We start from the raw sequence: 25053 nt of genomic DNA, 5'->3' as shown, positions 1-25053 counted from the left end.
ACATCTATGTTAGAAATTATGGCTTCTGGTCTTTGAAGGACAATATTGTAATTTTAAAAGAATATTTTCATCAAATCACTTAATTTCATTTTCTGTGCTTTTATCATTGCACACCTGTAAATTACACTAATTAGCCATCATTACAATTACCATTTGAAATAGTAAACGACTTTGCTCCTTTATAGGTAGTTTCTAGGCTTTCTAAACCAATAATATCATTAAGATCAAGGCAGTCGACTAATTCGGCCAACGAACTCTCTTCGTTAAAAAATTGATTTTCTACTTTATTGGAGTCAATACAATCTCCTGTTAAATGTAAATTTTTGAAATTCAAATTATAGTATTTAACGACTTCATCCTTAGGATGGCCATAATTATTACTTCCTACAGATATCACAGCGATACAATCTTGCTTATAGGGCATTTGATTCAAACACGTTTTACAAAATCCATTTAAAGAACCATGATGAGGCACTTGCATGAGTTGTAAATCGTCTAAATTAACAATGTGTTTTTCAAAAATGCGTTTCTTTTCTTTAGACGTTAAATCTGAGGTTAATAAAACATTTCCTTGTTTTGACAAAAGCAATAAGCAACTGCTCAAAAGGTTAGCATCTGGATTTTGAGTTAAGTCGTTTTTTAAAGTCTTCTTTAGTTTTCTAGTTTTGGGTGTAAAAGTAAAATCTATAAACGATTGTGTGGACTCTACAATGTCAGGAGCTAAGACTTTAAGTTGATATTCTGAATTAAGAGAAATGGTTTTATCTTCAAAAGCAAACTTTAGTATTGATTCTTTGGCGTTATGCCTTCTATCAATTTCTGCCATGAGCGCACATAACTCATCCAGTAAATATACATCTTTCACGGCTCCCTTTATAAAGTCTTTTTGAGATATTCCATTTTCACCATTTAAAAATGCTCTAGCAAAAAGGAATGTAATCCATATTTCCTTTACCACAATCTCTTGTTCTTTAAAGAACTCTAAAAGTCGTCTCATACCATAAAAATGATCTGAATGAGGATGAGATAGCACTAAAAAGTCAATTTCTTTAATCGCTTTGTTTTCAAAATACAATCGACTCTTATCAAAGTTTGCACAATCCACAATTCCTAGGCCAGGACTTCCTTCGTCTTTTGTCCAATTTAGAACTATGCAATCACCTTGACCAACGTCAATAAACTCAACTTTAATTTTTTCTTTTGTTCCTTTCTTCATTATACTTTTTATAAACTTCATCAAATGAGTTTCCAATATTTTCATCAAATTTTGAGAACAATTCTGACTCTTTTTTAGTCTCACCTGTGTTTTCAAATTTCAGTCTAATATCTCTTCCATCTTGACTAACAATTTTCACAACCCTAAATACTTGATTAACTTTAATTCCTTCAATTCCTCCTAACCGTTTGGCATGAACATCTTTATATACAAAATCTTCACTTTTTTTGGGGTTTTGAATTCTTAAACTTACAGTTTCTTTGTCTTTATTAAACCCTGAAACAATTGCCTCAAAAGTTGTTTTAACAATTCTCTTTTTATTTTCACTATTTCTTTTAGAAATGCTTACGATAATATCAATAATATAATCGTGCATTGCCTTATATTCTTCTTCTTTCGGGGTTTTTTCACAAAACCTGTCTGCGCCTGCCCTTATCGCTTCTTCTCTATAATTTGCTGTTGCCGAATATGCTATGACTGGAGAATATTCATGATCTATAGTCCTTATATCTTCAATGGCCACAAGGCCATCTCTATCTTTACCTCCTTTACGAAGGGACTTATCAACCAGATATGATTTTTCTCCTTCATAATTGATTATTTCTTTTTCCTTTCGTTTATGATAATTATTCAAACTAGGAAAAACAACAATGTCATATTCTGGCTTACGTTCCTTCAATTCGGCGACCATAAACTGGGCTTGGTCAGGGTTATCTTCAAAAATATAAAGTCTCATAGTTTCTTAAATAAATTAATTATGTTCATTTACAAAGTTGGCTTTGTAGGGGATATCAATAATAAACGTGGTCTTTTCTGTACTGGAACTGCACTTAATTGTTCCTAAATAATTTTCTTCAAGTATAAGTTTCACAAAATGCAAACCAATACCTGTACCTTTTTCATTGTCGTTCTTCCGTTTCGAAAAACCTGCTATAAAGATTTTTTCTTCAATACTTTTATCTACGCCTATACCATTATCTGTAACCTCTAATCTATAGTTGTTTTTTATCATTTCGGTTCGAAATGATATTTCCCCCTTTCTTTTAGCATTTGTGCTTATCCTCAAATCATTTATAGCACTAATAGCATTAGTAATTAGGTTATAAAATATCATCACAAATTCAACACGATAGCAATTCAATTCTTCTAAACCTTCATCCAGTTCAGACACATCATATTCGATATTTTCATCCTCATCATTATCTCTTTCAAAGAAATTAACTACCTCAATAACAATTTCATTTATACTATATCTCCGTCGTTCTCTTTGCTTAAAATCAAACAGCTTTAAAAGATTGTAAATCATATCGACGCCAAAATTCAAATCTTTCTTTCTTTTCTTAATTAAGTTTTTTTCTTTTTTAAATAATCGATCAGAATTCTTTTCAATTTGGAGTAGTGAAGACGTCATTCTCATAAGCAAATTCTTGATCTCATGATTGATACCTTCTAAGATTAAATAAAAGGAGGTTCTTGTTGCCTTAAGCATCAATTGTTCGGTCAATTCAGCATAATATTTCATATCAACTATTGCCTTATCTCGTTCAAGAATAGCATCTTTGAATGTTTCATCTTTTTCTAAGGCATTAACCATATTTTGGGCAAAAAGAATAATAGAGTTCTTTTGAACATCATCAAAAAACTGAGGTTCTCTGTAATTGAGAATCATCAATGCTAAAATTTCAGAATTACTATTTTTTAGCTGAACAATGGCACATGAGTTTATATTTTCCCTCTCCCAAAAACGTACTTTAAATATATCTGAAGACCAAGTATTCTCAAACTGATTGTAATAGTTTGAAATTTCTTCTTGCGACTTTAACCATCTGGTTTCTTTACTCCTTATAATAGCTTCTATTAACGGAATGTTTTCATCTTGTCTCTCCTTATAATAATTATGAATTTCATTGTTAAAAAAAGAACCTGCCTTGTGGCCGTTAGAAAATTTAACTACGCCATGCTTTTGTGGTTTATAGGTAAAAGTAATATCAGATTGAAGTGATTTTAGTGACTCTTTAGTTATACTTTCAAAAATGCTCTCAGCAGACTTTATTCCTATAGAATTTTGAATCTTCTCCAAGGATTCGAAATAATTTTTATTAGAAACAAACGCAACAAACTTTTCGCAAACCATCGATATAAACCCTTTATCTAGTGGAGTTAGTTCATCTTTTCTTCGTTTTAGATAAATGCTTACTACACCTAAAAATCGTTGTTTATTGAATAAAGGAAATAGAATAATTGTCTTAAAATCATTTGCTTTTGCAAATTTTCTGAACTTAGGATTAACCTTATAGGTGTCTTCTTTATTGTCACATAAAATTAGCTTAGGGTTCTCAAATTTTGAAACAATAATTCGTTCCTCACTTGTAAGTAAACAATCTGATTTAATCTCTTTAGTTTGGTATATTCGCTCTAATGAAATAGCATCTGTAGGGTTACTATTTAAATTTTGAAATGTTTCCCTAAACCAAAAACTCACGTATGATGTCCTAAAATACTCCTTACAAAAAGCAATAAATGGGACTTCCAACTTTTGATATAGACTAGGATTTACAGGAACGACTAAACGACTCAGTATTTTATCAAATTTCAATACCTCATGATATTCTCCCGCTTCAGACAAAAGATTTACAGCAAAGTTGTTTTTATGTGAATTCTTATTCCATGTACCATGAGTGCTCATTAATTCTAATATCCCAATATATTCTTCACCAGAGACGATTGGTACAACCAGTCTTTTATATCTTTTATCCCTTGAGAACATTTCAGAGTTGCCTCTAACTATTTTACTCTCGCTCATTAAAAGATCAAAATCTTCACTTAAAGTATGTGCTAATCGTTCTTTATTTAGAATAAGAGATTTATCAGAAATTTTCGAATAGTGTGCATCTTCAAATAATAACAACCGCATTGATTTCGCATGTGTAGATTTGAAAAGGTAATCAGCAACATACTCCAAAAAAGTATCCTCAATCAACATCGAGTTATCTTCTACCTGAACATAGAGTTGATTTAAGGTTTGATTGATTCTTAAAACTTCATTTTTCTCATGTATTTTTGCTATAACCTGAGCTAAGTTATCAATATATAATTGAAGTCTTAGACGAACACTTGGATAAAATACATTCTTTTTTGATTTTATAACTCCAACATGAAAAACACCTAAAACACGCTTGCTATTGGACCCTTTAGAATGGTGTATTATTGGTATAAATATTCGATTACATTCTCTCCCTAAAATAGGGTTTTCAACAAATACTTCTTCCTTAAGGAGAATACCATAATGTTCTAATTCCGCTCTGGTTTTATTCTTTGATTTCTTACCATCTTTTATGAAACAAACACTTCTTCCGTTAACCAAAACTGATTGTCTAGTTCCAACCACAAAGGATAAAATATTCTTATCTTTTAAACTATAATCAATATTCTCTGTCCATATTCTAATATCGATTTTATCGGTTATGGATTTACCTCCATATACTTTATGCACCTTGATTCTTTCTGAAATCTCATCTATTAAGGCTATAGTATAAAACTGAAAATTTAGACCTCCATGTTGAAGATGATCACTAATGATTGATGATAACTCTTTTAAGCTCTCAGCCCGAGTTATCTCATTAATTTCATTGATTAATGTTGTGATGATTTTGTTCAAGTATATACAATATATAAACCCACGTAATAAACTAATGTCGTGGTTCTTATAGGGAGGAAACCAAATATACTTTTTTTTATTTAGTAAGTCAAATCTTTAGAATAAATCTTCATAGATAAAATTAGTCCTCGTCCTTCTTCTTCAAAAAACCAAACAAGCCTTTCTTCTTTTTCTTCTTACTATCCTCGCTTTCAATATCGAACTCTCGTTCTTTACGATCTTTTTTGAACAGACGTTTTAAAAAACCATCTCGCTTTTCTTCATCACAGGCGAGCGCCTCTTTTACCGATTCTGAAGGCGTTTCAAATGTGGCCTGAGTAATATAATTAAATCGTTTATCTCGATTCATCAGCTTTAAAAACAAGGCTGTGGTTGGCAATGCCGAATTAGCGCCTTGACCAATAGATGTATTACTAAATCCAATACGATGATCATCATTTCCAACCCACGACAACATAACAAGTTTTGGGCTCACAGCAACAAACCAACCATCCTTATTGTTCTGAGTAGTCCCGGTTTTTCCTGCCAAGTCATTTTTAAGTCCATAACGCGAACGCATGCGATTTGCCGTACCAGAATTAATGGTAGATTTCATCATTTCAATCATAGTCTGCCTCGTCTCCTTAGAAAAGGCTTCTGGCATAGGTTCTGCTTTAGGGCGCTCATAAATTACCTCTCCAGACTTATCAGTTATTTTGGTAATATAAAATGGCTTAGACACTCGCCCATCGTTGGCATAACTTGTATAAGCTCCTATAAGTTCTAACATAGATAACTGAGCCGTACCCAATGCCAAAGAAGGTACATTGGGTAGTTCTGATAAAATACCCATTTTTTGTGCTTGTTCAATAACAGAATCTATGCCTACATCCTCTAACACTTTTACCGCAATGGTATTAATAGATTCACTCATAGCCTTCTCTAATGAGTAATTGAGGTGCCTATCTGCTTCTTCTTTACCTCCATTTGTTGGAGTCCAACCCTTTTGGTTGGTATATGTCACTTCTTTTACCGAATAGTAACTACAAGGTTCAATTCCTCTTTCTAAAGCCGTAGTATATACTATAGGTTTAAATGTAGACCCTACTTGTCTTTTCGAGGATGCCACATGATCAAACTTAAAATGCTCAAAATTTATACCTCCAACATAGGCTTTTATTGCTCCCGAACTAGGATCAACAGCAACGAAACCAGTATTTAAAAATTTCATCGTATGTTTTAGGCTATCAATAACAGATCCCTTTTTAAGGGTCTCATCTTTATTCCATGAAAACAAATTAAAGGTTCCTTGAACCTTAAGGCTATCCATGATATCCTTATCACTCCATTTTTTATTTTTCAATGATTTATAAAGTTTCAGACCTTTGATACGCTTGTTTATTAATGCTGTATTTTTTATCCATGGCGCATTCTTGCCATAGGCCTTTTCAAATTGTGCTTGTAACGATTTCATATGCTCTTGCATCGCTGTCTCAGCATAACGCTGCATATCAATATCGAGTGTCGTGTAAATTTTCAAACCATCTTTATAGAGATCATAAGATGTTTTATTCTTTGTATTTACACTGTCCAACAAACTTTTAACTTCTAATCGCACTTTCTCACGAAAATATGGGGCAACACCGTTATTAGCATTAAACTTTTTATAGTTGGTTGTCAAAGGGATATCGCTGGTGGCTACTTTTAAGTCTTCATCAATAAAACCATATTTCTCCATTTGCTGAAGCACAACATCTCGTCGCAACTGACTTCGCTCTGGAAATAATCGAGGATTAAAACTATGGGTTGCTTTTAATGTTCCGATTAAAGTGGCTGATTGCGCCAAGTTGAGATCTTTAGTTTTACTATTAAAAAACCGTTGAGAAGCGCTTTCTATACCAAAAACATTCTCACTAAAAGGCACAGTATTTAAATACATGGCTATGATTTCGTTTTTAGAATAGATACTTTCAAAACGCTTTGCAAGAATCATTTCCCTGACTTTATTTACAGGCATCGTAAACCAACCATGCTTTTCCCTCTTATAGATATTTTTAACCAGTTGTTGGCTAATGGTACTCCCACCTCCAGATGAGTTATTTTGCATCAAAATAGATTTGAAAAACACACGGATTAAACTCGTATAATCTACACCATTGTGTTCATAGAAACGTGCATCTTCCGTAGCGACAAGAGCATTTACCAAATGTTTAGGCAGGTCATCATATTTTACTATTTGCCTATCAAAAACAAAATATTTACCTAATAATTCGTCGTTTGCATCTAAAAGCAACGAAGCTTCGGCTTGTTTAAGACTTTTAATGTCTTCTTTAGAAGGTAATTTTCCCCAAAAACCCATGTAAACAGAAAACCAAAATAATAAGACTAACGAAAAGCCTCCTACTGCAGCTTTAAGAAAACGTTTGAGCCACACAGATTTTAAGGTAAATTTCATAAATAGGATTTAAATTATAGTCTTATTTTTATATACGTGGTAATTGTAAGAATAGATGTTTACTATAAGAAATAGATCATACTATATAATTTATCTTGTAACTTTATGAGTCATTATTAGTCTCATTTGATTAGAATATAAAACGGTTTTACATTGTAAGAAATCTGTTTTAATTCCGACTATTAAAGTAAGTTAATTATACCATATTTATTAATTAAAAACAGAAAGGACAAATAGTTATGTTAACTTGGAAAGAAGTTATTAGCTTCGCTGTACATGGAAACCCAATTCCAGATCGCAGAGTAGAAAAAACAGATGCCGAATGGCGTCAACAATTAACCCCAGAACAATTTCGAATTACACGTCAGAAAGGTACAGAACGCCCTCATAGTGGTGCTCTATGTAGTATCTATGATGAAGGTCAATACAACTGTATTTGTTGTAACACGCCTTTGTTTGATTCAACGATTAAATTCGAATCTGGTTCCGGTTGGCCTAGTTTTACCCAACCTATCCAGCCTAATGCGATTAAGTATGAAAAAGATGATTCTTTTGGTATGGTTCGCGTAGAAGTGATGTGCAATACTTGTGATGGCCATTTAGGACATGTTTTTCCTGATGGACCAGAACCAAGTGGATTGCGTTATTGTATTAATTCAGAATCTATGCAATTAGATTCTAAAGTAGAGGAGACAAAATAATGAGAAACAGAGTTTTAGAACAATTTACTGTTGGCGCAGGATGCTTTTGGTGCATTGAAGCCGTTTATAATCAAGTAAAAGGTGTTGAAAAAGTAATATCAGGATACAGTGGTGGAACAGTTCCTGGCACACCAACCTATAGAGAAGTGTGTTCTGGTTTAACTGGTCATGCCGAAGTGGTTCAAGTTACTTTTGACCCTGAAATAATTACACTTGAAGACCTGTTAATCATTTTTATGACAAGTCATGATCCAACAACATTAAATCGTCAAGGTGCTGATGTTGGGACACAATATCGTTCTGTAATTTTTTATCATAATGACGAACAGAAAACCATTGCAGAAACCGTTATAAATGAAATGTCAACTTACTATGACAACCCAATCGTGACCGAAGTAAGTCCGCTTGGTGAATTCTTTGAAGCTGAAGCTGTGCATCAAAACTATTATGCAAATAATCAAACACAAGGTTATTGTAGTTTTGTGATCACACCTAAACTAGCGAAACTTAGAAAGATGCATGCCGACAAGTTAAAAACACATGTTGCATAATGCATAAACTAAGGTACCATGTCATGGTTGTCAAACGTTATTTGATGATCATGATATGGTATTCATTTTAATCTTTAATTCATAAAAAAGAAAGGACATAATCACATGTCAAATCAAACAGAAAACACCATATTTAAAGCACCTGAGTTTCAGGTCAAAGATTGGATTGATGCTAAAGGAAATAAGATTGACCCGATTACTTTGTCAAATTTAAAAGGACAATTTAAAGTGTTATATTGTTTCCAAAGTTGGTGTCCTGGTTGCCATAGTAAAGGGCTTCCAGATTTAAAAACAATGGTCGAGGCATTGTCTGAGCATACTAATATTACATTTTTAGCCATTCAAACGGTCTTTGAAGGTTTTGAATCTAATACCTACGATAAAATAATAGAGACACAAAAACAATATAACTTGAGCATTCCTTTTGGTCATGACGCAGGTGATGATGGTAACTCACGTTCTAACATTATGACTAATTATCAAACGGGAGGTACACCATGGTTTATATTTATAGACAAACACGATAATGTTGTGTTTGCCGACTTTCACCTTAATGTGGATGCGGCTATCACATTTTTAAAAAGTCTCTGATAAATGAACACAACACAAACCATAACACTATATGGAGCAGAACGTTGCCACAAAACACAATACTATATTAGTGTTTTAAATGACACAAATTTGCCATATACGTTTTTAGATGTTGAAATCAACGAAGACCACGCAAGAGCATTGCGTGGTCTTTATCTCAATGGAAACCTTAACTTTCCTACAATTACTATTGGTTCAAAAAAACTTCGAAATCCATCTCGACGAGAACTCGATAAATGGCTTAATAAACTAACGTCAAAAGACTAAACCAACACGATAACCATAATGACCTATAATGAATTTAAAACCAAACAGAAATCGTTAAGATTACCAGAAGGTCAGCTCGCCTACATTGATGAAGGACAAGGAGAACCAATCATGTTACTTCATGGTGTGCCCACTTCAGGATGGTTATACAGGCATATATTTCCCGTACTTGTTAAAAAAGGATATCGGGTTATTGTACCAGACATGTTTGGATTTGGGTCTAGTGATTCGCCAAAAGGCTACGATAAATATCATGAAAAGCATCAGGCTCAACGCCTTTTGAAACTCATGGAACATTTGAAAATAGACGAATGGACACATATGTTCCATGATGCTGGAGGGTTATGGACATGGGAGCTTTTAAAAATACAACCACAAGCAATTAAACAACTTATTATATTAAATACTATAATATTAAAATCAGGATTTACACCTCCAATGCGCTTTGGAAATAATTTTGTAACCAAATTTATGATTAGTCTGTATTCCTATAGACTTACAAATGGTATGCTAATGAAAGGGTTATTTAAGTCTGGTTTGCTTCACAATAATCTAAGTAAAGCAGACATTGAAGGTTATAAAACGCCGTTGCTAAAAGGAAAAATTAAAGGCATGTATTATTTTTTCTCTAAAACCTGTCATAACCTACCAAACTATAGCGCTTTACTTCCAACATTAAAGCAACCTGCACTTGTGATTTGGGGGAAACATGACGAATTTTTAAAATGGGAACCTCAAGAAGACACCATAAAACATGCACTCCAAATAAAAAACGAAAACGTTCATTCTATTGAAGGGAAGCACTTTATACAAGAGGAAGTACCTGAAAAAATAATTAAATTAACACATCAATTTATTCAAAAACAATAAGACCTATGTCACTAGTGGATAACATCAAAAACTACTTCAATAAAAAAAGAAATAATGAAAGTACAGGACCAGCTCCAGAAGGTATTTGTCCAAATTGTTGGGGAAAACAACAATGGGAAGGCGAGTTTTATGATTTCATGAAAGGCAGTAAAAATGAAAAACGCGATGACACTTACAACAACTTCATCAATAAAATTGTGGAAACTAACATTTCCGGAATTTCAATTGACAGAGACACTTATACGTGCAAAACTTGCCAGATAAAGTACAATTAGGTCCCTTATCTTATTCTTCAAAATTCTTTATACCATTAGTTAACCAATCATAGTATTCATCGGCATCTGGAGTATAACCAACTGGTTTTATCAGATTTTCTTCATTATGATTCATCAGCACATAAAAGGGTTGCGTATTCGTTTTATATTTAATGGTTTGTAATTCGCTCCATTTTTGGCCAATATATTTGAGTTTCTTACCAGGACGTAATTTAGAATCGGTAACCTCGCCTTCAGGCAACTTTCGTTTATCGTCCACATACAACGAAATCAGTACAACATCATTTTTAAGCGTAGACAATACATTAGGTTTCACCCAAACATTCTGTTCCATTTTTCGACAATTTACACAGGCCCAACCTGTAAAATCAATCATTATAGGTTTTCCAACTTCCTTTGCATATGCCAAGCCTTTATCATAATCATTAAACGCCAAAATATCATGAGGAGCTAATAGATGCCCTCCGTCGGGTAAATCTGAATGATCAGCAGAAGTCGTTCCTGTTCCTCCTTTCGAATTTCCTACACCATAAGGTGATTCGCTATAATCTAGAGGCGGAGGAAACGCACTAATTATATTTAATGGTGCTCCCCAAAGTCCAGGAATCATATAAATGGTGAACGACAACGTCAATAAACCTAATAGTAACCTTCCTACGGAAATGTGCTTTAAAGGTGAATCGTGTGGTAATTGTATTTTACCAAGAAGATATAAAGACAACGTACCAAAAATTGCAATCCAAATCGCAATAAATACTTCTCTCTCTAATAAATGTAACTGTAATACCAAATCGGCTTGTGATAAAAATTTGAATGCTAAGGCCAATTCTAAAAATCCTAACACCACTTTTACAGTATTAAGCCATCCTCCCGATTTCGGAAGTGAATTTAACCAACCTGGAAACGCAGCGAACAGGGTAAATGGTAGTGCAATTGCTAAAGAAAAACCTAACATTCCTATTACAGGAGCAATCCCTCCTTTTGAAGCGGCTTCAACTAATATGGTTCCTACAATCGGACCTGTACATGAAAACGACACTATGGCCAAAGCCAATGCCATAAAGAAAATCCCTACGAGTCCTCCTCTATCGGCTTGCTTATCTGCTTTATTCGCCCAAGAATTAGGCAATACAATTTCAAAAGCACCTAAAAAGGATATGGCAAATACCACCAAGAGTGCAAAGAATATAAGGTTAAACCAAACATTTGTTGCCAAGGCATTTAGTGCATCTGCTCCAAAAATTGCAGTAATAATTGTTCCTAGTAACACATAAATAACAACAATTGACAATCCATAAATAATAGCATTTCTAATGCCTTTGGCTTTAGATTGACTTTGTTTAATGAAGAAACTTACTGTCATTGGTATCATTGGAAATACGCATGGCGTCAATAATGCCACGAACCCCGAAAGAAATGCTACTATAAAAATAGACCATAATCCTCTATTTTCACCTTCATCATCAGAGGTTCCTTTATCTGTACCTTTTACTGCTTTCGCTAAATCATAATCCAAATCTATAAAAGTAGGTGTTAAGCATTGTTTATCATCACAGGCCATAAACCCTACTTCGGCTTTCACTGTTTTGATATCAGCATTGGCTACTTTTATTTTTTGTCTAAACTCGGCTTCATTTTCAAAGTATTTCACTTTTATGCCAAAGACTTTGTCTTCTACTGTTTTCCCTTTGTCTTCAGATGTTTTACCTATTAGCTCAACACCTTCTCCTACTTCATATTCAAATGTTGTTGGTATTGGACCAGCTTCTTTCGGAGGTACCTGAGAGTAAAGGTGCCAGTTCTGATTAATAGTAGCTTTTGATACTAAAACATATTCGTTGTCTGAAAGTTTTTCTACAGAAGACGACCATTTTACAGGTTCAAGAATTTGCGATGTGTCATCGGTAACTCCAAATGGAGATAAGCTTACCCCTTCTTTAGAAGCATCATTTTTTTTTATAGTGAAATTTAAATCAACATAATCTGGTGGTAAACATTTTTCGTCATCACAAACCATGAATTCTACCTCGCCTTCAACGATAGACAGTTCTTCATTTAACACTTTAATTCGTTGTCTAAACTCGGCCTTATCCTCGAAAAATTTAATCATCATTTGAAATACAGGATCGTCAATGGTGTGTCCTTCTTCTTCAATGGTTTTACCAATTAATTCGAAATTAGCGTTAGTTTTATACTTAAATGTTGTTGGTATTGGGCCATCTTCAGGAACACTTTGAGAATACAAATGCCAACCAGAATCAATAGTTGCAGTGGCAATTAAATCGTATTCATCATCTGAAATTTTCTCAATAGACGTTTCCCATGATACGGGTTCGAATATCTGCGCATGGCTTGTCATTGAAAAGATGATTGCAGCACAAAGCGTAATAATTAAATTCTTCATTAGAAATAATTAGGTTTTTGAAAGACGCTAATTTATAAAAAACCAAGGGATTAATTGCTAGGATTAAGATATTATTAAACGGCAGTCTTGAACATAAAAAAACCGAACATTAAGTTCGGTTTAAATTATTTACTGATAGGTTTCAATGGGGTTGCCACCAAATTTCCATTTTTCGAAGCCACCTTCCAAATCATATATTTTTACAAAACCTTTCTCTTTTAATTCTTTCGAACATTTAGAACTTCGAGTTCCAGATTTACAATATACAATAACTGGTTTTGTTTTATCTAACTTAGCAATGTCTTCGTCAAACGTTGACGATCTAAAATCTATATTTTGTGATTGTTCTATAAAACCTTCTTTATGTTCTTCGGGAGTTCTTACATCTACTAATTGAATGTCCTCCAGTTCTAGGCGCGATTGCATTTCTTCCGCAGAAATCATTTTAACTTCACTCTGTGGCTCTTCTGTGCAACTAAATGCTAAAGTAAAAACTGCAAAAAAGTAAATAAGTACCTTGTTTTTCATCTTGATTGATTTTTAAATTGAAGCAACTTCACCTGTCCATTCGCTGAAGCCTCCAATGAGATTATATGTGTTTTTAAATCCTAACTGATTCATGACACTACAAGCTTGAGCACTACGACCGCCTGCTTTACAATACACATAATAGTTTTTAGATTTATCAAGTTCTTCAACTTCGTAAATAAATCCTTGACCTTTATAAATATCAATAGCAATAGCATTAGGTATAATTCCTTGTGCTACTTCTTCTGGTGTCCTAACATCTAATACTACGGCATTATCATCTGCATGTAGTTTAGAAGTCCATTCTTGTTGTGTTAAATCAGCCATATTTTTATACATCAATAATCGTGCAAATTTAACGTTTCCTTATGATAAAGACGAAAAAAAATCCGAAGTGTTACACTTCGGATTCTAAAATCTTAAAATAAAATTGAATTTATACCTTAATGGAGCAGCCAATAGCTCTTGTTTTTGCCTCTGGTACTTCTTTTCCTGCTAACAGCGCATCAACAGCATCTTCAACATAAGTTTTTGTTACTGCACTTGCATCTTTATAGTTATCATCTATGGCTCCAATGTATTTTACTTGAGGCCCCTTTTTTGTTTTCTCCAATATATAAACATGTGGTGTCTTTGTTGCTCCATACTGCGGATAAATTTTCTGACCTTTATCCATTAAATATGGAAATGTAAACCCTTTTGCCTTAGCTCTTGCCTTCATAGCAGACATGTTATCTCCTGGTTTTACATCTGTATTATTAGGCATAATAGCAATAACAGGATAACCTTTATCTGCATATTTTTTGTTTAGTGCTTCTACGCGATCTTCATAAGCCACGGCATACGGACACGTATTACAAGTGAATACAACAATAAATCCCTTAGCATCTTTAAAATCTGCCATTGAGACCATGTTACCATCTATGTTTTCTAGTTTAAAATCTGTAGCGATATCTCCTATATCATACCCAGACCCAACTGGTGTAAACGCCGATGTTGCAATTAATACAACTAAGGCTAAAAGTGTTTTAAGTGTGTTTTTCATGGTTATTCTATTTAATAAATTGTTTTAATTCGTTTTCTAATTCTTGGTAATTAAAAGAGCGTTCGTAAAATGCTTTTTTATTTTTATTATATATAAGTGTCGCAGGAATCGCCCCTGACCAATCTTTATTCACTTTTGGAATCCATGTATTGGCATCTACATCATCTAAGACTACCACTTCGCTTTTAAGGGCCTTCTTTTTAAGAAATGGTTTTAATTTGGTCTCTATTTGCCTCGGAAAATCTAAACTAACTAAAATGACTTCAACATTTTTATTAGAATAATTGGTATTCAATGTTTCAAAATAAGGAAGTTCTTTCACACAAGGTGCACACCAAGTGGCCCAAAAATTAATGACGTAGGTTTTATTGGCATCCTTAGCACTTAAATACGTTTGAAGTTCATTAAAATCAAAAACCTTCAAACTATCATCACTTTTTCTTATCGTCTCTTTATCGGACGAATGAGCCTCGTAGCGTCCATTTCCGTAAGACATCAAAAGCAAAGTTATAATTAGCGCAACCTGTTTCATTCTATAAATTTATGAATCAAATAACGGACATTGATAAATTTAACAAAATATTAAAAGCACTGTTCAATTTTTGTATTACATTTGTACACACAACAATTGTATATACAAATGTCAATAGAAAGTGAAATAAAAAGTACGATTAAGCTAGATATAAAAAGTAAAACCGTTATTAATTTAATATATACTACAAACTGGCTTAAAGAAAAAACACAGGCATTTTTTAAAGATTATGATTTATCGTCTGAACAATATAATGTGCTTAGAATTTTAAGAGGTCAAAAAGGACATCCTGCAAATCTAAGTACCATTCAAGAACGTATGCTTAACAAAATGAGTAATACGACCCGTTTAATTGATAAACTATTAAAAAAAGAATTAGTAACCCGACAAACATGTCCGTCTAACAGACGAAAAATAGAAATACTAATCACACAAAAGGGCTTAGACTTATTAACCGAATTAGACGTTATAGTGACTTCGAGTAATTTAGAAATCACAAAAAGTTTAAACCACAAAGAACTAACAACACTCAACGAATTGTTAGATAAATTAAGAACTCATTAAATAACAACAATAACCCAAACACAAATTTTAATAACAAAAACAATGAAAAACAACACTTTAAAATTAGCAGCAATACTAGTATTAGCTTTATCGTTTGCATCCTTTACCAGCATTATTAAAAAAGAAATAAAAGTTAAAGAATCAACAATTACTTGGAAAGGTCATAAAGTTACTGGGTCTCATGCTGGTAGCATAACTTTGAGTGATGGCACACTTATGTTTGAAGGAAAAAAACTAACTGGTGGACATTTCACGATAGACATGTCTAGTATTTCGGTAACAGATTTAGAAGCAGGAAAAGGAAAAGAGAAACTTGAAGGTCACTTAAAATCTGATGACTTTTTTGGAACTAGTACTTTTCCAAAGGCAACATTTACCATTACCAAAGTAAAAGGAAAAGATGGTAATTATAAAGTTACAGGTGATTTAACGATTAAATCAAAAACAAACACGATAACATTCGACATGAATGTTAATAAAAACACGGCAACGGCCAACTTAAAAGTTGATAGGTCTAAATTTGATGTACGATATGGTTCACCTAGCTTTTTTAATAATTTAAAGGACAAAGCTATCTATGATGAATTTGATCTAAATGTCACATTGAAGTTTTAAATAAATTTTGATTAATAGCAACATTTAGTGATTAAGGTTCCCATTAACGTGGGAATCTTTTCTTTTTTATAGAATTAAATTTGAAAACTAAATTTTGATTTCTATATTTGAACTTTAATACAACAATGAACACAAATTTAAATCATACTTGGTGGTGGATGTCTCGAAACGAAAAAGTCGTGAACTAAACCTGTAGGTATATTTAAAATAACATATACAAAAGGCTTGTCAATCACGACAAGCCTTTTTTAATATCAAAAAATGAAAACATTTAGTTTATATACACATTACAAGAAGATTTTAGCAGATACCATAACTCCTGTTAGTATCTATTTGAAGATTAGAGACAAATTTCCTAATAGTATTCTATTAGAGAGTAGTGACTATCATGCAAACGATAACAGTTTTTCCTACATCTGCTTTAACCCTATTGCCTCGATTACAGTAGATGAATATGTGATTAAGCAACAATATCCAGATGGAAGCACCAAAACAAATAAGGCGAAAAACATTTCGGTAACAGAAGAAATTCACAAGTTTACCAAACGCTTTAAAGTAAACTCTGATGAAAACTTTAAGTTTATAAACAACGGAATTTTTGGCTATACGGCTTATGATGCAGTCAAGTATTTTGAAGATGTCGACATTAGTAAAAAACCAAATTCATTAGATATTCCAGATATTTACTATGCTGTATATCAAAATATCATTGCCATAAATCACTTCAAAAATGAAGCCTATATTTTTGCACATTGCTTTGAAGCCGAAAACAATATAGACGAAGTTTTACAACTTATTAACTCTAAAAATTTTGCTACCTATAATTTTAAAAGAGACTCTGAAATCTCTTCAAATCTAACCGACGAAGACTATAAAAGTCATGTGGAACTTGCCAAAAAGCATTGTGCCAGAGGAGATGTATTTCAATTAGTACTTTCTAAAAAATTCGAACAGGCTTTTAAGGGTGACGAATTCAATGTATATCGCGCTCTTAGAAGTATCAATCCATCTCCATATTTATTCTATTTTGACTACGGAAATTTTAAAATCTTTGGGAGTTCGCCCGAAGCTCAATTGGTTATTCATAATGGTCAAGCCGAAATTCATCCCATTGCTGGAACTTTTAAAAGAACAGGAAATGATGAAGAAGATCAAAAATTGGCAAAACAACTCGCTGTTGACGATAAGGAAAATGCAGAGCATGTTATGTTAGTTGACCTCGCAAGAAACGACTTAAGTAGACATGGAAGTAGTGTTAAAGTAGAAACCTATAGAGAAGCGCAATTTTTCTCTCATGTAATCCACCTCGTAAGCAAAGTCACAGGGAAAATACACAAAAACACAACAACCATGGAAGTGGTTGCCGACACTTTTCCTGCTGGAACATTAAGTGGAGCGCCTAAACATCGTGCAATGCAACTTATTGAGCAATATGAAAAAACGAGCAGAACATTTTATGGTGGCGCTATAGGTTTTATGGATTTTAACGGCAACTATAATCACGCCATAATGATAAGAACTTTTATGAGTCAAAATCATAAATTACATTGGCAAGCTGGAGCAGGATTAGTATCAAAATCTAATCCAGAACACGAATTACAAGAAGTATATAACAAACTTGGCGCTTTAACAAAAGCTATAGAATTAGCAGAAGATATATGAAAGTATTAGTAATAGATAACTACGATAGTTTTACGTATAATTTAGTTCATTATTTGGAAGATTTAAATTGTGACGTTACAGTAAAACGAAATGACAAACTCACCATTGAGGAAGTAGATGCTTTTCAAAAAATAGTGCTCTCGCCTGGACCAGGAATTCCTGATGAAGCCGGACTACTAAAGGCCATTATAAAAACGTATGCACCAACTAAAAGCATCTTAGGTGTATGTTTAGGGCAACAAGCTATTGGCGAAGTTTTTGGTGGTTCACTCATAAATTTGGATACTGTACATCATGGTGTCTCAACGCAAATTAATATTAGCGTAACCGATGAATCTCTTTTCAAGAATTTAAATAATTCTATCCAAGTTGGCCGCTACCACTCTTGGGTTGTTAATCCCGATTTGCCTGAAGTATTAGAAGCAACATCTTTTGATGATAACGGACAAGTAATGTCTTTAAGACATAGAATTTATGATGTTAAAGGTGTACAATACCATCCAGAATCGGTTCTAACGCCAGATGGAAAACAAATTTTAGAAAATTGGATTAATAGTTAACATGAAACATATATTAAATAGATTAATTAACCAAGAGAGTATCTCTAGTGAGGAAGCAAAAAATGTTCTAGTGAATATTTCCGAAGGCAAATACAACCAAAGTCAAATTGCCTCCTTTCTAACCATATACATGATGCGCAGTATTACCATAGAAGAACTGCAAGGCTTTCGAGATGCTTTATTAGAACTATGCATCCCTGTGGACTTATCAGATTTTAATGCCATTGATTTATGTGGAACTGGCGGTGATGGTAAGGACACTTTCAATATTTCCACATTAGCATCATTTATTACAGCTGGAGCTGGTGTGAAAGTTGCAAAACACGGTAATTATGGTGTATCGTCTGCATCTGGATCCTCAAATGTAATGGAAGCACTTGGTGTTAAATTCACCAACGATGTCAATCAATTAAAACGCAATATTGATCAGGCAGGAATTTGTGTTATGCATGCACCTTTGTTTCATCCTGCCATGAAAAATGTAGCTCCAATTAGAAAAGAACTTGGCGTAAAGACGTTTTTTAATATGCTCGGCCCAATGGTAAATCCGGCATTTCCTAAAAACCAAATGGTAGGCGTTTTTAATTTAGAATTACAACGCATTTATGGTTATTTATACCAAGCCACAGACAAAAACTACAGCATTGTACATGCTTTAGATGGTTATGATGAAATTTCTTTAACCGGTAATGCTAAAATCATTTCTAATACGTCTGAAGTAATGCTAAGTCCATCAGACTTAGGCTTAAAACAAATAGAGGCTTCTGAAATTTTCGGAGGAACCAACGTTAAACAAGCAGCTAAAATTTTCAAGACCATTATAAATGGAAAAGGAACAGAGGCTCAAAACAATGTGGTTTGCGCTAATGCCGGATTAGCAATTGCCACCGTGAACCAAATATCACATGTAGAAGGGTTTCAACATGCCAAGGACAGTCTAGAAAGTGGACGAGCGAAAGCAAGTTTAGAAAAACTCGTTGAATTAAGTAACTAATGGATATTTTAACTAAAATAATAACAGACAAACGTATTGAAGTTAATCTTCGAAAACAGTTAATTCCTATTAAACAACTAGAGCAATCTGTACTGTTTGAGCGCGAGACCATTTCGTTGGCCAAAACACTTCAAAAAAGTAATACAGGCATTATTGCAGAACATAAGCGTCGCTCACCTTCCAAACAGACTATTAATAATAGTTTAAATGTATTTGACGTTGCCAAAGGTTATGAAAATGCTGGTGTTTGCGGAATGTCTGTCTTGACAGATGGTAAATACTTTGGTGGTAGTTTAGACGATTTATTAACCGCACGTTCTTGTAGTAATTTACCATTACTCCGTAAAGAGTTTATAATTGATACGTACCAAATTATAGAAGCTAAAGCTCATGGTGCCGATGTTATTTTATTGATTGCATCTATTCTATCTAAAGCAGAAATCAAACTGCTTTCAGAACTCGCCAAACAACTACATCTAGACGTACTTCTCGAAGTTCATAATGAAGAAGAATTACAGAAATCAATCATGCCTAGCCTTGATATGTTAGGCGTAAATAATAGAAATCTTAAAACTTTTGAAGTCAGTTTAGATACAAGTATGGAGTTAAGTGAATTAATTCCTAATGATTTTGTAAAAGTATCTGAAAGTGGAATTAGCAACATCGAAGCTATTAGAACTTTACGCCCTTGTGGATATAAAGGTTTTCTCATTGGCGAAAATTTTATGAAAACGAAAAATGCTGGTGAAAGTGCTGCTCAATTTATAAAAGACCTCCAACAATGAAACTGAAAGTCTGCGGCATGAACTATAAAAATAATATTCAGGAGGTTGCTCTATTGCGGCCCGATTATTTAGGGTTTATATTCTACGAAAAGTCTAGTCGGTTTTTTAATGGGGAAATTCCCACATTGCCAGATTCAATAAAAAAAGTTGGTGTTTTTGTAAACTCTTCTTTAGAAAGTATTGCAGAAAAAGTCATGACCCACAATTTACAAGCCGTCCAATTACATGGTAAGGAATCGCCAGAATTCATTAAAGAACTCATACGAATGTTTGCAGACTCTAACTTTAGTTTGGTTGAAATCATAAAAGTTTTTAGTATTAAAGATGATTTCGATTTTTCGGTATTACAACCCTATGAGTCGCTTTGCAATTATTTTTTATTCGATACCAAAGGAAAATTACCAGGCGGAAATGGGTACGCATTTAATTGGGATATCTTAAGCAAATACCCTTCAAGCAAGCCTTACTTTTTAAGTGGTGGTATTGGTAATAGCGAAATAGAAAACCTAAAACAATTTAAAGCCACTCAGGCTTCTAAATATTGTTATGCCATTGATGTAAACAGTAAATTTGAAATCAAACCTGGACTAAAAAACATATTTGAATTAGAACAATTCAGAACAAACGTTGCTTCAATTAATTTTCGAGGAACAAAAAAATAAAACATGAGTTATAACATTAACGATAAAGGATATTACGGTAAATTTGGAGGTGCATATATTCCAGAAATGCTCTATCCTAATGTAGAAGAGTTGCGGCAAAATTATCTTAAAATCATGTCAGAGCCTTCATTTAAAAGTGAATTTAATCAATTACTCAAGGATTATGTTGGTAGACCATCTCCTCTTTATTTTGCAAAGCGATTAAGCGAAAAATACAACACAAAAATCTATCTTAAACGTGAAGACTTAAATCATACAGGAGCGCATAAAGTCAATAATACGATTGGGCAAATTCTAATGGCACAACGTTTAGGTAAATCAAGAATTATTGCCGAAACTGGAGCTGGTCAGCATGGTGTGGCGACGGCAACTGTTTGTGCTTTAATGGGATTGACCTGCATTGTATATATGGGAGAAGTTGATATTGCTCGTCAAGCGCCAAATGTAGCAAGAATGAAAATGTTAGGTGCCGAAGTGAGACCTGCATTGTCAGGAAGCCGGACGCTTAAAGATGCTACAAACGAGGCAATTAGAGACTGGATTAACAACCCCATAGACACGCATTATATTATTGGTAGCGTGGTTGGCCCTCATCCCTATCCAGATATGGTGGCTCGTTTTCAAGCTGTAGTTTCAGAAGAAATTCAATGGCAACTTCAAGAAAAAGAAGGAACAACCAAACCAAACTATGTATTAGCTTGCGTTGGTGGCGGCAGTAATGCTGCTGGTGCTTTTTATCATTATTTAGACGATATTGACGTTAAACTTATTGCTGTAGAAGCAGCTGGCAAAGGCATTCACTCTGGTGAAAGCGCTGCTACCTCAGCCTTAGGTCGTGAAGGTATTATTCATGGAAGTAAAACCTTATTAATGCAAACCCATGATGGGCAAATTACAGAGCCTTATTCTATTTCTGCCGGATTGGATTATCCAGGTGTTGGACCAATGCATGCACACCTCTATACTTCTGGTCGTGCCGAGTTCATATCCATTACAGATGACCAAGCCATGACTGCTGGATTAGAGTTAAGTCAGTTGGAAGGTATTATTCCTGCCATAGAAAGTTCGCATGCATTTGCTGTTCTTGAACAAAAAACATTTGAACCAGATGACATTGTAATTATCAACCTTTCTGGACGCGGTGATAAAGATTTACAGAATTATATTGATTATTTTAGTTATTAATGAAATATTATATATACATCATTTTATGCGCTTGCATTTGTTCCTGTAATGAAAAACAGCAGATAGAACCATTACAGGTTTCTGTTATTGATGACATCGTGAAGCCAAAGCATTATATTGTTTCAAAATCTATAAATCCAATAACTATAGATGGAAATGCTAATGAAGAAAGTTGGAAACAATCTAGTTTTACCGATAAATTCATTGATATCGAAGGGATTAAAACGCCTAAATTTGATACAAAAGTTAAAATGCTTTGGGACAATACTTTTCTCTATGTTTACGCCCAATTAAATGAACCACATATTTGGGGAACCTTAAAACAACGCGATACCATCATATATTACAATAATGATTTTGAAGTGTTTCTAGATCCAACAGGTGATGGTATAGGATATGGTGAAATTGAAATGAATGCTTTAAATACGGTTTGGGATTTGTATTTAAACAAGCCCTATAGAATTGGTGGCAAAGCGAATTTTCAATGGAATCTCGATAATTTAAAAACAGCCGTCAAAATTCATGGGACATTAAATAACCCTAGTGATAAGGACTCTATTTGGACGGTTGAAATGGCCATTCCCTTAAAGCCTTTTATTGGTTTAAAAAACAGACCACAAACCTTACCAACCGAAGGAGAGCAATGGCGAATTAATTTTTCAAGAGTACAATGGGATCATGATATAATTGATGATCAATATCATCGTAAGAAGGAGAAGGATAAATTTCTAAGAGAATACAATTGGGTATGGAGTAATCAAAAGGTCATTAACATGCATGAACCCGAAAAATGGGGTTACCTACAGTTTACAGAAGCCTCCTCATCTCGCGACATTGTATTTATCCAAGACGAAGATCTAGATATTAAACAAACAGCTTATGCCTTGTTTCGAAAAACAAGATATGGAGCACTTAAGTTTTTATTAGAAGACATAAACAGCAACTCGAAACCACTATTAGTAACTTATGACGAAAACAAAAGCCTAAACGCTGTATTTTATAAAACACTTTTTGGTTTTGAATACAAAATTAAAAGCCCTAATTCTGATAAAGTCTATATTATTAATCAAGAGGGAACACTAAAATCGATATGAAATATCTAACACTAATTCTCACTGTATTTTTCGTCATGTCTTGCAAAGAAAAGCAAGAAGTTCCAAAACCTACTGAAATGGTTAAGGACAAATTTATTTTTGCAACTTGGACCAACCCAGGAGGCGTGTTTAATAAAGAAAAGTGGGAAACTAAATTAGCTTCTTATGATACTTTAGGAATCTCTGAAGTCCTCGTTGGCGGTAGTCCTGATTTCTATAGACAACTCATTCCGATCGCTGAAAAAAGAAACATCAAAATCCATGCATGGATGTGGACTTTAAATAGACCAAATGATACAACAGCAAATAAACATCCCGAATGGTACGCCGTTAATCGAAAAGGTAAAAACTCATTAGAATATAGGGCTTACGTAGATTACTATCAATGGCTTAGCCCTTTTCATCCTGAAGCCAGAGACTATATCAAAAATAATGTAAAAGAACTTGCGAAAATTAAAGGGCTTGCCTCGATTCATTTAGATTATGTGCGTTATGTCGATGTTATTTTAGGTGCAGATTTACAACCAAAGTATGGGCTAGTTCAAAATACCGAAATGCCAGAATATGACTATGGCTATCATCCCATTGCACGCGAAGGATTTAAAGCAATTTTCGGAAAAGACCCTCTAGATTTAGCACATCCAGAACTCAGTACAGAATGGCGTCAGTATCGCTTAAATGCGATTACATCTTTAGTTAATGAACTTGTAGATATTGCGCATAAGCATGAGCAAAAAATGAGTGCAGCAGTTTTTCCTTTTCCTGAAATGTCGCGTCAAATGGTAAGACAAGCATGGAACGATTGGAACTTAGATTCAGCCTTCCCAATGGTTTATAATAATTTTTATAGAGAAAATGTGAATTGGATTGGTTTTGCTATTGAACAAGGGGTCAAGGATGTGGAGTTTCCAATTTATGCTGGCCTCTATAGTCCTGCCCTAACTAATCCTAAAGATTTAGAGAAAGCTATTCGGCTCGTTAAAGAAAAAGGAGCAAAAGGGTTTTCATTTTTTACAGCCGATAATTTAAGTGACGAACAAAAGTCCGTATTTATAAAGTTAAAAGAAGAGTTTAAAAATGAATAGAATACAGAAAAAACTTCAAGAGAATCACAAACTCTTATCTATATATTTCACTGCTGGTTATCCTAGTCTGGAAGATACCGCGTCTATTATCCAAAGTCTCGAAAAAAATGGTGCAGATATGATTGAGATCGGATTGCCATTTAGCGATCCATTAGCCGATGGACCAACAATACAAGCGAGTTCAACTCAAGCCTTAGAAAATGGAATGACCACAAATGTACTCTTTAACCAATTAAAAGACATTCGCAAAACGGTTTCTATCCCGTTAATTCTTATGGGATATTTTAACCCTATGTTGCAATATGGCGTTGAGGCTTTTTGTGCTAAATGTCAAGAGATTGGTATTGATGGTCTTATCATTCCTGATTTGCCTGTTGATGTATTCAATGAACACTATAAAGCTATTTTTGATAGACATGGCTTAATTAATGTCTTCTTAATTACACCGCAAACCTCAATAGATCGTATCAAATTTATAGATTCTATATCGAAAGGATTTATATATATGGTAAGTACAGCGAGTGTCACAGGAAGTAATTCTGGGTTTGGAACTGAGCAAACAACATACTTTAAACGCATCGCAGACATGAAACTAAAAAATCCACAAATTGTAGGTTTTGGCATCTCAAATAACGAAACATTTACCCAAGCAACGCAATACGCAAAAGGCGCTATTATTGGTAGTGCATTTATAAAGCACTTAAAACATGCTGGCACTAATAAAATAGGAGAATTTACAGCGTCTATTCTGAATAAATAAAAGAACATATAAACA

26 protein-coding genes are annotated in these 25053 nt (G+C 33.7%); 17 read left to right on the top strand and 9 right to left on the bottom strand.

The features are described 5' to 3' along the window. Positions 1-130: 130 nt before the first annotated feature. From Q0787_RS10465 to Q0787_RS10450, 4 genes are all read right to left on the bottom strand, one after another. Positions 131-1216 (bottom strand): MBL fold metallo-hydrolase, encoded by a 1086-nt coding sequence (locus tag Q0787_RS10465; protein WP_298902553.1) that lies wholly within the window; start codon positions 1214-1216, stop codon positions 131-133. After that, complete coding sequence (locus tag Q0787_RS10460) at positions 1188-1952, bottom strand: hypothetical protein (protein WP_298902552.1); 765 nt, start codon at positions 1950-1952, stop codon at positions 1188-1190. Before Q0787_RS10460 ends, Q0787_RS10465 begins: the two co-directional genes overlap by 29 nt. A 15-nt stretch (positions 1953-1967) precedes the next feature. Then, positions 1968-4874, bottom strand: a complete 2907-nt coding sequence (locus tag Q0787_RS10455; protein WP_298902551.1) for a HAMP domain-containing sensor histidine kinase — start codon at positions 4872-4874, stop codon at positions 1968-1970. 121 nt (positions 4875-4995) lie between these two features. Further along, the gene (locus Q0787_RS10450; RefSeq protein WP_298902550.1) at positions 4996-7308 is read right to left on the bottom strand and encodes a transglycosylase domain-containing protein; all 2313 of its coding nucleotides are present in this window, start codon (positions 7306-7308) and stop codon (positions 4996-4998) included. A 239-nt stretch (positions 7309-7547) separates the two neighbouring features. On the opposite strand from Q0787_RS10450, the gene msrB reads away from it, so the two are divergent. The 6 genes from msrB to Q0787_RS10420 all read left to right on the top strand — a co-directional run bounded on the left by msrB (position 7548) and on the right by Q0787_RS10420 (position 10563). Beyond that, positions 7548-8009 carry a peptide-methionine (R)-S-oxide reductase MsrB gene (gene msrB / locus Q0787_RS10445; protein WP_298902549.1) on the top strand — a complete coding sequence of 154 codons (462 nt, stop codon included), beginning with the start codon at positions 7548-7550 and terminating at the stop codon, positions 8007-8009. Next, positions 8009-8560 (top strand): peptide-methionine (S)-S-oxide reductase MsrA, encoded by a 552-nt coding sequence (msrA, locus tag Q0787_RS10440; RefSeq protein ID WP_298902548.1) that lies wholly within the window; start codon positions 8009-8011, stop codon positions 8558-8560. The genes msrB and msrA overlap by 1 nt, the downstream gene beginning before the upstream one ends. A gap of 105 nt (positions 8561-8665) precedes the next feature. Then, positions 8666-9151 carry a peroxiredoxin gene (locus Q0787_RS10435; protein ID WP_298902546.1) on the top strand — a complete coding sequence of 162 codons (486 nt, stop codon included), beginning with the start codon at positions 8666-8668 and terminating at the stop codon, positions 9149-9151. A gap of 3 nt (positions 9152-9154) precedes the next feature. Continuing rightward, positions 9155-9418: a glutaredoxin family protein gene (locus Q0787_RS10430; protein WP_298902545.1), complete on the top strand. Its 264-nt coding sequence runs from the start codon at positions 9155-9157 to the stop codon at positions 9416-9418. 18 nt (positions 9419-9436) lie between these two features. Further along, positions 9437-10288: an alpha/beta hydrolase gene (locus Q0787_RS10425; protein ID WP_298902543.1), complete on the top strand. Its 852-nt coding sequence runs from the start codon at positions 9437-9439 to the stop codon at positions 10286-10288. A 5-nt stretch (positions 10289-10293) separates the two neighbouring features. Continuing rightward, positions 10294-10563, top strand: coding sequence for a hypothetical protein (locus Q0787_RS10420; protein ID WP_298902542.1), 270 nt, complete (start codon positions 10294-10296; stop codon positions 10561-10563). Between the two features lie 10 nt (positions 10564-10573). On the opposite strand, the gene Q0787_RS10415 is transcribed toward Q0787_RS10420, so the two are convergent. The 5 genes from Q0787_RS10415 to Q0787_RS10395 form a co-directional block, all read right to left on the bottom strand. Continuing rightward, positions 10574-12967: a protein-disulfide reductase DsbD domain-containing protein gene (locus Q0787_RS10415; protein WP_298902541.1), complete on the bottom strand. Its 2394-nt coding sequence runs from the start codon at positions 12965-12967 to the stop codon at positions 10574-10576. Positions 12968-13096: 129 nt separating this feature from the next. Next, complete coding sequence (locus Q0787_RS10410) at positions 13097-13495, bottom strand: rhodanese-like domain-containing protein (protein ID WP_298902540.1); 399 nt, start codon at positions 13493-13495, stop codon at positions 13097-13099. Between the two features lie 12 nt (positions 13496-13507). Then, entirely contained in the window at positions 13508-13822 is a 315-nt protein-coding gene (locus Q0787_RS10405; RefSeq protein ID WP_298902539.1) for a rhodanese-like domain-containing protein, read from the bottom strand. Positions 13823-13931: 109 nt separating this feature from the next. Beyond that, positions 13932-14540, bottom strand: a complete 609-nt coding sequence (locus Q0787_RS10400) for a thioredoxin family protein (protein ID WP_298902538.1) — start codon at positions 14538-14540, stop codon at positions 13932-13934. Positions 14541-14547: 7 nt separating this feature from the next. Beyond that, complete coding sequence (locus Q0787_RS10395; RefSeq protein ID WP_298902537.1) at positions 14548-15072, bottom strand: TlpA disulfide reductase family protein; 525 nt, start codon at positions 15070-15072, stop codon at positions 14548-14550. Positions 15073-15180: 108 nt separating this feature from the next. Here Q0787_RS10395 and Q0787_RS10390 point away from each other — a divergent pair, with 108 nt between their 5' ends. From Q0787_RS10390 to trpA, 11 genes are all read left to right on the top strand, one after another. After that, complete coding sequence (locus Q0787_RS10390) at positions 15181-15636, top strand: MarR family transcriptional regulator (RefSeq protein ID WP_298902536.1); 456 nt, start codon at positions 15181-15183, stop codon at positions 15634-15636. Between the two features lie 42 nt (positions 15637-15678). Next, positions 15679-16251 (top strand): YceI family protein, encoded by a 573-nt coding sequence (locus Q0787_RS10385; protein WP_298902535.1) that lies wholly within the window; start codon positions 15679-15681, stop codon positions 16249-16251. A gap of 261 nt (positions 16252-16512) precedes the next feature. Further along, complete coding sequence (locus Q0787_RS10380; protein ID WP_298902534.1) at positions 16513-17913, top strand: anthranilate synthase component I family protein; 1401 nt, start codon at positions 16513-16515, stop codon at positions 17911-17913. Beyond that, the gene (locus Q0787_RS10375; RefSeq protein WP_298902531.1) at positions 17910-18473 is read left to right on the top strand and encodes an aminodeoxychorismate/anthranilate synthase component II; all 564 of its coding nucleotides are present in this window, start codon (positions 17910-17912) and stop codon (positions 18471-18473) included. Before Q0787_RS10380 ends, Q0787_RS10375 begins: the two co-directional genes overlap by 4 nt. A gap of 1 nt (position 18474) precedes the next feature. Continuing rightward, complete coding sequence (gene trpD / locus Q0787_RS10370) at positions 18475-19467, top strand: anthranilate phosphoribosyltransferase (protein ID WP_298902529.1); 993 nt, start codon at positions 18475-18477, stop codon at positions 19465-19467. Continuing rightward, the gene (gene trpC, locus Q0787_RS10365; protein WP_298902528.1) at positions 19467-20252 is read left to right on the top strand and encodes an indole-3-glycerol phosphate synthase TrpC; all 786 of its coding nucleotides are present in this window, start codon (positions 19467-19469) and stop codon (positions 20250-20252) included. The genes trpD and trpC overlap by 1 nt, the downstream gene beginning before the upstream one ends. Then, positions 20249-20914, top strand: a complete 666-nt coding sequence (locus Q0787_RS10360) for a phosphoribosylanthranilate isomerase (protein ID WP_298902527.1) — start codon at positions 20249-20251, stop codon at positions 20912-20914. Before trpC ends, Q0787_RS10360 begins: the two co-directional genes overlap by 4 nt. 3 nt (positions 20915-20917) lie before the next feature. Next, complete coding sequence (gene trpB / locus Q0787_RS10355; protein ID WP_298902525.1) at positions 20918-22099, top strand: tryptophan synthase subunit beta; 1182 nt, start codon at positions 20918-20920, stop codon at positions 22097-22099. Further along, positions 22099-23193 (top strand): carbohydrate-binding family 9-like protein, encoded by a 1095-nt coding sequence (locus Q0787_RS10350; RefSeq protein WP_298902524.1) that lies wholly within the window; start codon positions 22099-22101, stop codon positions 23191-23193. Before trpB ends, Q0787_RS10350 begins: the two co-directional genes overlap by 1 nt. After that, the gene (locus tag Q0787_RS10345) at positions 23190-24278 is read left to right on the top strand and encodes a family 10 glycosylhydrolase (RefSeq protein ID WP_298902522.1); all 1089 of its coding nucleotides are present in this window, start codon (positions 23190-23192) and stop codon (positions 24276-24278) included. Before Q0787_RS10350 ends, Q0787_RS10345 begins: the two co-directional genes overlap by 4 nt. Then, entirely contained in the window at positions 24271-25038 is a 768-nt protein-coding gene (gene trpA / locus Q0787_RS10340) for a tryptophan synthase subunit alpha (protein ID WP_298902521.1), read from the top strand. Before Q0787_RS10345 ends, trpA begins: the two co-directional genes overlap by 8 nt. Positions 25039-25053: the final 15 nt, after the last annotated feature.

Source organism: uncultured Psychroserpens sp., from assembly GCF_947492715.1.
Taxonomy (GTDB): Bacteria; Bacteroidota; Bacteroidia; order Flavobacteriales; family Flavobacteriaceae; genus Psychroserpens.
This window is presented reverse-complemented; position numbering and strand designations above follow the sequence as displayed.